The sequence below is a fragment of the Pseudomonas panipatensis genome (genome assembly GCF_900099785.1).
GTDB classification, from domain to species: Bacteria; Pseudomonadota; Gammaproteobacteria; order Pseudomonadales; family Pseudomonadaceae; genus Pseudomonas; species Pseudomonas panipatensis.
Genome location: NZ_FNDS01000014.1, coordinates 37,253 through 48,422 on the forward strand (window position 1 = coordinate 37,253; position 11,170 = coordinate 48,422).

Below are 11,170 nucleotides of genomic sequence, written 5' to 3' on the forward strand. Positions count from 1 at the left end.
TTCGCCGATATCGGGTACACAGGAGCCTGCGCTGCGCGGGCCCTGCACCCGCAGTCAATTCCTGACAATAACAATAACGGGAACAGGAGACGTCTCTGTGAGGACTGTGCTCTATCCAGCCATTGCGCTGATGAACCGCCTGAGTTTCGGCATGAAATTCAGCTTGATCAGCGTGCTGTTCTTCCTCCCCATGCTGGTCACCAATTTCTATCTGGTCCGCGATTCCTACCGCCAGTTCGTCAGCACGCGCGCCGAACTGCAAAGCCTGCAACTGATTGGCGCGGGCATGCAGATTCGCCGTGACATCGAAGCCTACAACGACCTCCTGCAGATCAATATCAGCCTCGGCCAGGCCAAGCGCACGGGCGAGCTGGACAGTCGCGTCAACGCCTTGCAGCAAAGCCTGCAGGCCGCCATCTCGGCGCTGCAGCCGGTGGTCCGGGACGCCGAGCAGGTCGCCGAATTCAGCGCCAAGCGCGACGAGCTGCTCGCCGGGCTGAAGGCGGTGATCGCCGAGGGCGCGCTGCAGAGCAAGGCCGGCCTCGCCGGGCGTCTGCTCAACAACGTGCAGGTGTTCAACAAGCTGCTGGCGTCCCAGGCCGGACTGAGCCAGGACGACAGCGGCGAAGTGCGGCGGATGGCCGAGCTGATCAGTTCGGTGACGCCGCACATCAGCGAAACCATCAGCCGTGGCCGCGTCATCGGCACCTCGGCGCTGGGCCAGGGTTTCCTCAATTCCGCCTCCAGCAGCAAGTTCGATGACCTCCTGCAGGAGATGGAAAAGGTCCACGCCGAATACGCGCTCAAGTTGCAGGATGCGCTGGCCGGCAGCCCGGCCGCGCAGGCGGCGCTGGGCGCCGACGCGGAGGCCAGCCAGGGCACCCTGAAGAGCTTGAGCAAGCTGTTCGAAGACAAGGTGGTGATGGCCGACTCCCTGGACATGCCCTGGACGCAGTTCTACGACCAGGTCAGCCAGGCGATGGACAAGACCTACCGGCTCAACGACAAGGTCCTCAACTTCGTCGGCAGCCAGTTGCAGGAGCGCCTGGCCAGCAAGCGCGGGCAGATGATCCTGCTGGTGACCGCGTTGCTGGTGGTGTTCGTCGCCATCGTCTACCTCTACAGCGGTTTCTATGTGTCCACCCGCACCACCCTGAAGAGCCTGGGCGCGATGATGGAGCGCGTCGCCGCCGGCGACATGACCGTCACCTACCGTGCCCAGAGCCGCGACGAGTTGGGCGAGCTGGGGCAGGCCTTCAACCAGACGGTGCTGAAGATCCACGATCTGATCGAGCAGGTCGGCCGCACCGTCAGTGAGGTCGAACGGCAGACGGTGCGCGTCGAGTCGGTGTCGGCGCAGAGCAACCAGGCGGTGGCCGGGCAGCGCGACCAGATCGAGCAAGTCGCCACGGCGATGAACCAGATGGCCGCGACCGCCCAGGAGGTGGCGCGCAGCGCGGTGGCGGCGGTGGGCAGCGCACAGAGCGTCAACGAGGAAACCGTCAGCGGCCGCGCCCTGGTGGCGAACCAGGTGGGCAGCATCCAGCGCCTGGCCGCGGAAATCGATGAGTCGGTGGCGGTGATCAACCAATTGGCCGCCGACAGCGCGTCCATCAGCCGCGTGCTGGACGTGATCAAGGGCATCGCCGAGCAGACCAACCTGCTGGCGCTCAACGCGGCGATCGAGGCGGCGCGCGCCGGCGAGCAGGGCAGGGGCTTCGCGGTGGTCGCCGACGAAGTGCGCACCCTGGCCAAGCGCACCCAGCAGTCCACCGAAGAAATCGAGCAGATGATCGTCAGGCTGCAGGGTGGCGTGGGCGCGGCGGTGAAGGCCATGGGCAGCAGCCACCAGACCGCCGATGGCACCGTCAGCCAATCGGCCCAGGTGCAGCAGGCCCTGGAGAACATCCTCGGCGCGGTGGGCATGATCGTCGACCAGAACCAGCAGATCGCCGCCGCCGCCGAGCAGCAGACCACCGTGGCCCACGACATCGACCAGAACATCGTGCAGATCAACCAGGCCGGCGAACGGACCGCCGAGGGCGCCGACGAAACCGAACGCGCCAGCCGCGAACTGTCCGAGCAGGTGGTCGAGCTGAAGCGGCTGATCGGCGCCTTCAGGGTCTAGCTGGCGTAGAGCGGATAACGCCTCAGGGGTTGTCCGCCGTTGGCCGGGCCGACAGGGTTTTCGCCCGTCGGCTGGCACCCGGCTAGGCCCAGCCGAACACTTCCATGGCGTTGCGCGTGCTGGCTTCGGCCAGTTCCTCCGGCGTGACGCCGCGTACCTCCGCCAGGGCCGCGCAGATGGCCGGTAGGTGCTCCGGGCTGTTGCGCTGGCCGGGATACATGGCCGGGGCCATGTCCGGTGCGTCGGTTTCCAGCACGATCGCTTCCAGCGGCAGTTCCGCCAGCACCTTGCGCAGGCGGTTGGCTTGTGGCCAGGTGGGCGCGCCGCCCAGGCCCAGGCGGAAGCCCAGCTTGAGGTATTCGCGGGCTTCCTCGCGGCTCCCGGCGAAGGCATGCACGATGCCGCGACGTGGCACCCTGAAACGCTTGAGGGTGGCGATCACCGCGGCGTGGGAGCGGCGCACGTGCAGCAGCACCGGCAGCTCGCAGTCGATGGCGAGGCGCAGTTGCGCCTCGAACAGCGCCTGCTGCGCCGCGCGATCCAGTGCTTCGACGTAGTAGTCCAGGCCGATCTCGCCCACCGCGCACAGCTTCGGCTGCCCGGCCAGGCGTTGCAGGTACTCGCGCAGCTCGACCAGGTGTTGCGGGCGATGGCGCGCCAGGTAGAGCGGGTGCAGGCCGAGGGCGGCGTACAGCTCGTCGTGCGCGTCGGCCAGGCGCAGCACCTCGTCCCAGTTCTCGCGGAACACCCCGAGCAGCACCTGGCGTTCCACCCCCAGGGCCCGGCAGCGTTGCAGCATGGCCGCGCGGTCGGCGGCGAAGTCCGGGAAGTCGATGTGGTTGTGGGTGTCGATCAGGCGCATGCCGCTCACTCGCTGCGCAGCTTCAGGGTCCGCGCGATGGGATGGACGCCGGGACGGTAGGTGCCATGCTCCACGGCGTCCAGCGCCAGCGCCAGGACGCGCTCGGCGATCAGCGCGTGCTGCTGGGAGATGGCGTTGACCTTGATCGGCACGAAGTCGAGCAACTGGGTGTCGCCGAAGGTGCCCAGGCGCAGCTCGCGGGGCCAGCCGCCGGGCAGGGCCTGGAACACGTCGAAGACGCCTTCGAGCAACACGTAGGAGGTGGTGATCAGCGCATCCGGCAGATAGCCCAGGCGTTGCAGCAGGTCCTCCATCAACTGGCGCCCGCAGGCGCGGCTGAAGGTGGCGCCGTGCTCGACGAAGCGCGCGCCGCCGAAACCGCGCAGGGCGTTGTCGAAACCGGCGGCGCGCTCCTGGCTGATGATCAGTTCGGGACGGGCGCCAAGCAGGGCGATGTGCCTGGGTGTGGGTCGCAGCAGGGTTTCGCTGAGGCGCTGGCTGGCATCGCGGTCGTCGCTGACCACCGAGCAGAAGCGTTGCGGATCGAGCTGGCGGTCGACGGCGATGACCGGCATGCCCTTGTCCAGCAGGCGCTGGTGGGCGTCGTCGTCGGCCGCCAGGCAACTGGCGACGATCAGCGCGTCGCAGCGGCGCGCGCGGAACAGGTTGAGGGCCTGGCGTTCGCTTTCCGGCTCATCGTCGGAGCAGGCGATGAGCAACTGGTAGCCCCGCGCCCGGGCGCCTTGTTCGAGCAGCTTGGCTAGTCTTGCATAGCTGGGGTTTTCCAGATCGGGGAGGACGAATCCGAGGGTCCGCGTCTGCCCGCGGCGCAGACTGGCGGCCTGCTGGTCGGGGTGATAGCCGTGCTCCTCGATCACCGCGCGCACGCGCTCCACCGTGGCGGCGCTGATGCGGCGCTGCACGGCCTTGCCATTGATCACGTAACTGGCGGTGGTCACCGAGACCCCGGCCAGGCGGGCGATATCACTGAGTTTCAACGGGTACCCCGGCAATGCTTACCGACAACTGGAGGCTTCCAAGGATCACGCATTATCGAGTAACGTGCCAGTCTCAATAGGTGAATCGATTCAGCTATTCATCCGTCCCGCGCCTGGGCCACCCAAGGGACGGACCCGGCTGTTCACCCCAACAAGCGGATAACCGCCCCGTTCAGGCAGACCCGGCCGCCAGTGCCCGGGCGCGCCGGTGAGGAGAACGATGTGCTCGAACTGACCGCGCAACAGGTCCGCATGCAACAGCGGGCCGCGGACAAAACGGCCGCCCTCGAACTGCTCTGCGAGGCCCTGGAGGCCGATGGCCTGGTCGGCCCCGGCTATCTGGTCGGTCTCCAGGCCCGCGAGGCGCAGGGCTCCACCTACCTCGGCCAAGGCATCGCCATTCCCCATGGCACCCCACAGACCCGCGACCTGGTGCAGCGCACCGGCGTGCGCCTGCTGCACTTCCCCGACGGCGTCGACTGGGGCGATGGCCAGCGCGTGCACCTGGCCATCGGCATTGCCGCGCGCTCCGACGAACACCTGAACCTGCTGCAACTGCTGACCCGCGCCCTCGGCGAAGGCGAGACCGGTTCCAGCCTGCGCGCGGCGCAATCGCCGGAGCAGTTGCTGCAAGCCTTGCGCGGTGGCCAGCAGAGCCTGGCGCTGGACGCGCAACTGGTCGGCCTGGAGCTGCCCGCCGAAGACTTCGATGAACTGCTGCTGCTCGCCGCCCGCCGCCTGAAGAAGGCCGGTTGCGCCGAGCCCGGCTTTGCCGCCGGCCTGCAGGCTGGCGAGCCGCTGCCCTTGGGCCATGGCCTGTGGTGGCTGAGCGGCGGAGAACAGGTCAGCCGTCCCGGCCTGGCCTTCGTCACCCCGCAGCAGGCGTTGCAGTACGCCGGCCAACCGTTGCGCGGGCTGTTCTGCCTGGCCGATCGCGGCGCCGCCGCGCGCGCGACCCTGGAACGCCTCTGCGACCTGCTGGTGAATGGCCGCGCCGACGAACTGGCGCGGGCCGCTTCGGTGCGCGCGGTGCTTGAGGCGCTCGGTGGCGAGCTGCCGGTGGACTGGCCCAGCTTGCGTGTGCCCCTGGCCAACCCCCACGGCCTGCATGCCCGGCCGTCGCAGGTGCTGATGCAGATGGCGCGCGATTTCGACGGTGAGATTCGCCTGCGCATCGCCGACAGCGAGGGCGCTCCGGTGTCCATCCGCAGCCTGAGCAAGCTGCTCAGCCTCGGCGCGCGGCGTGGCCAGGTCCTGGAGTTCTTTGCCGAACCGAGCATCGCCGAGGTGGCCCTGCCAGCGTTGCGCGCGGCGGTGGAAGAGGGGCTCGGCGAGGAAGTCCTGCCGCTGCCGGTCGATGCCGTCGTGCCGCCGCCGCGCGCCGCTGCGCCGTCCGCCGAGGCCCGCGTGGTGCAGGCGCCGCCGAGCGGGGTGCCGTTGAAGGCGGTACCTGCCGCGCCCGGTATTGCCTGCGGACCGCTGCACCTGCAGATCGCGCAGCGCTTCGATTTCCCCCTGCGCGGCGAATCGCCTGCCGTCGAGGCGCAGCGCCTGGCCCAGGCCAAGGCGGCGATCGCCGACGAGATCGATGCCCTGGTGCAGCGCAGCGACGCCAAGGCCGTGCGGGAAATCTTCGTCACCCATCAGGCGCTGCTCGACGACCCCGAACTGGGCAGCGAGGTGGAGGCGCGGCTGAACCGTGGCGACAGCGCCGAAGCGGCCTGGCAGCAGGTCATCGAAGCCGCCGCGAGCCAGCAGGAAAGCCTCGGTGACAGCCTGCTCGCCGAACGCGCGGCGGACCTGCGCGACCTCGGCCGGCGCGTGCTGGCGCGCCTGTGCGGCGTGCAGACGGCGGCGGAGCCGGACGAGCCCTATATCCTGGTCATGGAGGAGGTCGGTCCGTCCGACGTGGCGCGCCTGGATACCCGGCGCGTGGCCGGCATCCTCACGGTGCGCGGCGGCGCCACCTCGCACAGTGCGATCATCGCCCGCGCCCTGGGCATACCCGCCCTGGTCGGCGCCGGCGAGTCGCTGCTGGCGCTGCGCCCAGGCACCCCGGTGCTGATGGACGGCGAGCACGGTCACTTCATCGTGGCGCCGGATGCCCAGGCGCTCGAACAGGCCTTGCAGCAGCGCGACGCGCGTCGCCAGCGCCAGGCCCTGGCCGAGGCGCGCCGCCATGAGCCGGCGGTGACCCGCGATGGGCAGGCGCTGGAAGTCTGCGCGAACATTGGCGACAGCGCCGGCGTGGCACCGGCGGTCGCGCTGGGCGCGGAAGGCATCGGTCTGCTGCGCACCGAGTTCGTCTTCCTCGACAGCCCGCAGGCGCCGGACCTGGCGGCCCAGGAGGCGGAATACCGGCGCGTGCTCGATGGCCTCGACGGGCGTCCGCTGGTGGCGCGGACCCTGGATGTCGGCGGCGACAAGCCGCTGCCGTACTGGCCGATTCCGCACGAGAGCAATCCGTACCTCGGCGTGCGCGGCATCCGCCTGACGCTGCAACGTCCGCAGATGCTGGAAACCCAGTTGCGCGCGCTGTTGCAGGCGGCCGCCGGGCGTCCGCTGCGCATCATGTTCCCGATGGTCGGCCTGGTCGAGGAATGGCGCCAAGCGCGCGACATGGCCCTGGCCCTGCACGCGGAGTACGGCGGCCACGGCGATCTGCAACTGGGCATCATGATCGAGGTGCCGTCGGCCGCCTTGCTGGCGCCGCTGCTGGCCGCCGAAGTGGACTTCTTCAGCGTCGGCACCAACGACCTGACCCAATACACCCTGGCCATCGACCGTGGCCACCCGAGCCTGTCGGCCCAGGCCGACGGCCTGCACCCGGCGGTGCTGCGGCTGATCGAGATGACCGTGCGCGCCGCCCATGCCCACGGCAAGTGGGTCGGCGTCTGCGGTGAGCTGGCCGCCGATGCCCTGGCCTTGCCGGTGCTACTCGGCCTTGGCGTCGATGAGTTGAGTGTGTCGCCGCGCAGTGTGCCGCTGGTCAAGCAGGGCGTGCGGGAGCTGAGCATGGCCCAGGCCCGCGACCTGGCCGGCGACGTGCTCGGCCTGGCCTCGGCCGCCGAGGTGCGTGCCCGCGTGGCCCAGGTGCTGGGGGAGAACCGCTGATGGCGCGCATTCTGACCCTGACGCTGAACCCGGCGCTGGACCTTACGGTGCGCCTGGCGCACCTGGAGCTGGGCGCGGTGAACCGCAGCGAGGCGGTACTCACCCAGGCGGCCGGCAAGGGCCTGAACGTCGCCCAGGTGCTCGCCGATCTCGGCCACCGACTGACCGTCGCCGGCTTCCTCGGCGCGGACAACCCGGCGCCGTTCGAGGCGCTGTTCCAGCGCCGTGGTTTCACCGATGCCTTCATCCGCGTGCCCGGCGAGACCCGCAGCAACATCAAGCTGGCCGAGCGCAGCGGACGGATTTCCGATCTCAACGGCCCCGGCCCCGAGGTCGATGCGGCGGCGCAGGATCGCCTGCTCGATGGCCTCGCGTCGCTCGCCGCCGGCCAGGACCTGGCGGTGGTCGCCGGCAGCCTGCCGCGCGGCGTCGATCCGCTCTGGCTGGGCGAGCTGTTGCAGCGTCTCAAGCGCCTTGGCCTGCGGGTGGCGTTCGACAGCAGTGGCGCGGCATTGCGCCAGGGGCTGGCGGCGGCGCCCTGGCTGGTCAAGCCGAACGCCGAGGAGTTGGCCGAGGCCTGCGGCCTGTCGGCGACCGACGAGCAGGCGCTGGACGACCAGGCCCGACGCCTGCAGGCGCAGGGTATCGAACAACTGGTGCTGTCGCAGGGCGCCGCCGGCGTGCGCTGGTTCGCCCCCAGCCAGTGCTGGCAGTCGACGCCGCCACGGGTCGAGGTCGCCAGTACCGTGGGCGCCGGCGATTCGCTGCTGGCGGCCATGGTCCACGGCCTGCTCAGCGACTGGCCGGCGGCGCGCGTGCTGCGCCATGCCACGGCGGTGGCGGCGCTGGCGGTGAGCCAGTTCGACGTCGGCATCGGCGATCCGCAGCGCCTGGCCCAATTGGAATCCCAGGTGGCGGTGCGCCCGCTGGATTGATCCGTTCGCCGCCCGAGCATCGGCGGGCGGGACAGCATAACAAGAGGTACGACGATGAACCTTGCCCTCATCACTGCCTGCCCCAACGGCCAGGTCACCAGCCTGCTCAGCGCACGCCTGTTGCGCGCCGCCGCCGAGCGCCTGGGCTGGTCGGTGTGCATTGAAATGAACGAGCCGCAGCGCCCCGAGCTACGCCTGAGCGCGGCGCAGATCGCCGCCGCCGACCTGGTGCTGGTGATCGCCAGCCAGCCGCAGGACCTCTCGCGCTTCGTCGGCAAGCGCCTGCTGCAGGCGCGTCCGGCCGAGGCGCTGGCCGATTGCGCGGCCTTCCTCCGGCGCGCCGCCGAACAGGCGCAGCCCTGGCAGGGCGACGCCAGCGCGACCCCAGCCGACCCGGCCAGTGCCCAGCCGGTGCGGCTGGTGGCGATCACCGCCTGCCCGACCGGGGTGGCGCACACCTTCATGGCTGCCGAGGCGCTGCAACAGGCCGCGCAGCGCCTGGGCTACCTGCTGCGGGTGGAAACCCAGGGCTCGGTGGGCGCACGCAATCCACTGTCGGCCGAGGATATCGCCGCCGCCGAGGTGGTGCTGCTGGCCGCGGATATCGAGGTGAACACCGCGCGCTTCGCCGGCAAACGGATCTTCCGGTGCGGCACCGGAGTGGCGCTGAAACAGCCCGAGGCGATTCTCCAGCGCGCCTTGCAGGAAGCCCGCGAAGAGGGCGCCAGCCCGGCCGCGGGCGCCGCCGCGGCGCCGGCCAAGAGCGAGGCGCGCGGTCTCTACAAGCACCTGCTCACCGGGGTGTCCTTCATGTTGCCGATGGTGGTCGCCGGCGGCCTGCTGATCGCGCTGTCCTTCGTCTTCGGCATCCAGGCCTTCAAGGAGCCGGGCACTCTGGCCGCGGCCTTGATGCAGATCGGCGGCGACACCGCCTTCAAGCTGATGGTGCCGATGCTCGCCGGCTATATCGCCTGGTCGATCGCCGACCGGCCGGGGCTGGCGCCGGGGATGATCGGCGGCCTGCTGGCCAGTAGCCTGGGCGCCGGTTTCCTTGGTGGCATAGTCGCGGGGTTGTTGGCCGGCTACTCGGCGCGCGCCGTCAGCCAGTGGCTGAAGTTGCCGCAGAGCCTGGAGGCGTTGAAGCCGATCCTGATCATCCCGCTGCTGTGCAGCCTGTTCACCGGGCTGGTGATGATCTATGTGGTGGGCAAGCCGGTGGCCGGCATGATGAGCGCCCTGACCGACTTCCTCGCCGGGATGGGGACGGCCAACGCGGTGCTGCTCGGCCTGTTGCTGGGCGGCATGATGTGCGTCGATCTGGGCGGGCCGATCAACAAGGCCGCTTACGCGTTTTCCGTGGGATTGCTGGCGTCGCAGAGCTACGCGCCGATGGCGGCGACCATGGCGGCCGGGATGGTGCCGCCGATCGGTATGGGTATCGCTACCTTCCTCGCCCGGCGCAAGTTCGCTCAGAGCGAGCGCGAGGCCGGCAAGGCCGCCCTGGTGCTGGGGCTGTGTTTCATTTCCGAGGGGGCGATTCCGTTCGCCGCCAAGGACCCGCTGCGGGTACTGCCGGCCAGCGTGGTCGGCGGCGCGCTGACCGGCGCGCTGTCGATGCTGTTCGGCTGCAAGTTGCTGGCGCCCCACGGCGGCCTGTTCGTGCTGCTGATTCCTAACGCGATCAATCACGCCCTGGCTTACCTGGCGGCGATCGCCGCCGGCAGCCTGGTCACTGGCGTGCTCTACGCGATGCTCAAGCGCGGCAGTGCCGCGCCTGTGCCGATGGCGCTCACGACGCCAGGTTGACCGACTCGCCGCGGCCGATGGCGAAGTAGTGGAAGCCGCGGCGGGCCATACGCTCCGGGTCGTACAGGTTGCGCCCGTCGAAGATCACCGGGGCCAGCAGTTTTTCCTTGATCAGGTCGAAGTCGGGCGCCTTGAACGCCTGCCATTCGGTGCACACGACCAGGGCGTCGGCGCCGGGCAGAACGGCCTCCGGGGTGCCCATCAGCGCCAGGCGCTCGTCGTGGCCGTAGATGCGCTGGGTTTCGGTCATGGCTTCCGGGTCGTAGGCGCGCACGCGGGCACCGGCGGCCCACAGGGCTTCCATCAGGTCGCGGCTGGGGGCATCGCGCATGTCGTCGGTGTTGGGCTTGAAGGCCAGGCCCCAGAGGGCGATGGTGCGGCCCTTCAGGTCGCCCTTGAAGAACTCGTTGATGCGCTTGAACAGCTTGTTCTTCTGCCGGTCGTTGACCGCTTCCACCGCTTGCAGCAGGTCGCTGGAGCAACCGGCTTCACCGGCGGTGTGGATCAGCGCCTTGATGTCTTTCGGGAAGCAGGAGCCGCCGTAGCCGCAGCCGGGGTAGATGAAGTGGTAGCCGATGCGCGGGTCGGCGCCGATGCCCAGGCGGATCGACTCGATGTCCGCGCCGAGGTTTTCGGCCAGCTCGGCGATCTGGTTGATGAAGCTGATCTTGGTCGCCAGCATGCAGTTGGCCGCGTACTTGGTCAGCTCGGCGCTGCGCAGGTTCATGGTCAATACGCGGTCGTGGTTGCGGTTGAAGGGTTCGTAGATCTCGCGCATCACGTCCATCACCTCGGCGCGTTCGCAGCCGACGACGATGCGGTCCGGACGGCGGCAGTCATTCAGCGCCGAGCCTTCCTTGAGGAATTCCGGGTTGGAGACGATATCGAACTGCAGCGTGCGGCCGGTGCTGGCGAGCAGGGCTTCGATGTGGGCTTTCAGGCGGTCGCCGGTGCCCACCGGAACGGTGGATTTCTCGACGATCACCACCGGCTGCTCGCGGTGACGGGCGATGCCTTCGGCCACGGCGAACACGGCGCTGAGGTCGGCGCCGCCATCCTCGCCCGGCGGGGTGCCGACGGCGATGAACTGCACGGCGCCGTGGGTGACCGCTTCCTGCACGTCACTGGTGAAGCGCAGGCGGCCGGCTTCCACGGTTTCCCGCACCAGCTCGGTCAGGCCGGGTTCGTAGATGCTCACGTGGCCTTGCTGCAGGCGCTCGATCTTCTTGGTGTCGATGTCCATGCACAGGACATCGTGGCCGACTTCCGCCATCACCGCGGCCTGGACGAGGCCGACATAGCCGGTACCGAAAACGCTGATCTTCAT

Annotated in this window: 7 protein-coding genes; 4 read left to right on the forward strand and 3 right to left on the reverse strand. The window is 69.4% G+C overall.

Going from position 1 to position 11,170, the window contains the following annotated elements:
• Positions 1–1,423: 1,423 nt before the first annotated feature.
• Complete coding sequence (locus BLQ74_RS28235) at positions 1,424–2,128, forward strand: methyl-accepting chemotaxis protein (RefSeq protein WP_374440189.1); 705 nt, start codon at positions 1,424–1,426, stop codon at positions 2,126–2,128.
• 82 nt (positions 2,129–2,210) lie between these two features.
• Here the strand turns inward: BLQ74_RS28235 and BLQ74_RS24355 are convergent, their stop codons facing one another.
• A complete protein-coding gene (locus tag BLQ74_RS24355; RefSeq protein WP_090267746.1) occupies positions 2,211–2,990 on the reverse strand; it encodes a TatD family hydrolase in 780 nt (259 codons plus the stop codon).
• Positions 2,991–2,995: 5 nt separating this feature from the next.
• A complete protein-coding gene (cra, locus tag BLQ74_RS24360; protein WP_090267747.1) occupies positions 2,996–3,988 on the reverse strand; it encodes a catabolite repressor/activator in 993 nt (330 codons plus the stop codon).
• A 222-nt stretch (positions 3,989–4,210) separates the two neighbouring features.
• On the opposite strand from cra, the gene ptsP reads away from it, so the two are divergent.
• The 3 genes from ptsP to BLQ74_RS24375 are packed head-to-tail and all read left to right on the forward strand — an operon-like array spanning position 4,211 to position 9,843.
• Positions 4,211–7,102, forward strand: a complete 2,892-nt coding sequence (gene ptsP / locus BLQ74_RS24365; RefSeq protein ID WP_090267749.1) for a phosphoenolpyruvate--protein phosphotransferase — start codon at positions 4,211–4,213, stop codon at positions 7,100–7,102.
• Entirely contained in the window at positions 7,102–8,037 is a 936-nt protein-coding gene (gene pfkB, locus BLQ74_RS24370) for a 1-phosphofructokinase (protein WP_090267751.1), read from the forward strand. The genes ptsP and pfkB overlap by 1 nt, the downstream gene beginning before the upstream one ends.
• Before the next feature lie 54 nt (positions 8,038–8,091).
• Positions 8,092–9,843: a PTS fructose-like transporter subunit IIB gene (locus tag BLQ74_RS24375; RefSeq protein ID WP_090267753.1), complete on the forward strand. Its 1,752-nt coding sequence runs from the start codon at positions 8,092–8,094 to the stop codon at positions 9,841–9,843.
• Here BLQ74_RS24375 and BLQ74_RS24380 read toward each other — a convergent pair.
• Entirely contained in the window at positions 9,827–11,170 is a 1,344-nt protein-coding gene (locus tag BLQ74_RS24380; RefSeq protein ID WP_090267755.1) for a UDP-glucose dehydrogenase family protein, read from the reverse strand. The genes BLQ74_RS24375 and BLQ74_RS24380 overlap by 17 nt on opposite strands.

Excerpts from the sequence above, each read along its gene's own strand:
- BLQ74_RS28235 (WP_374440189.1), top strand. The coding sequence starts at position 1,424 with ATGGCCGCGACCGCCCAGGAGGTGGCGCGCAGCGCGGTGGCGGCGGTG.
- BLQ74_RS24355 (WP_090267746.1), bottom strand. The coding sequence starts at position 2,990 with ATGCGCCTGATCGACACCCACAACCACATCGACTTCCCGGACTTCGCC.
- pfkB (WP_090267751.1), top strand. The coding sequence starts at position 7,102 with ATGGCGCGCATTCTGACCCTGACGCTGAACCCGGCGCTGGACCTTACG.
- BLQ74_RS24375 (WP_090267753.1), top strand. The coding sequence starts at position 8,092 with ATGAACCTTGCCCTCATCACTGCCTGCCCCAACGGCCAGGTCACCAGC.
- BLQ74_RS24380 (WP_090267755.1), bottom strand. The coding sequence starts at position 11,170 with ATGAAGATCAGCGTTTTCGGTACCGGCTATGTCGGCCTCGTCCAGGCC.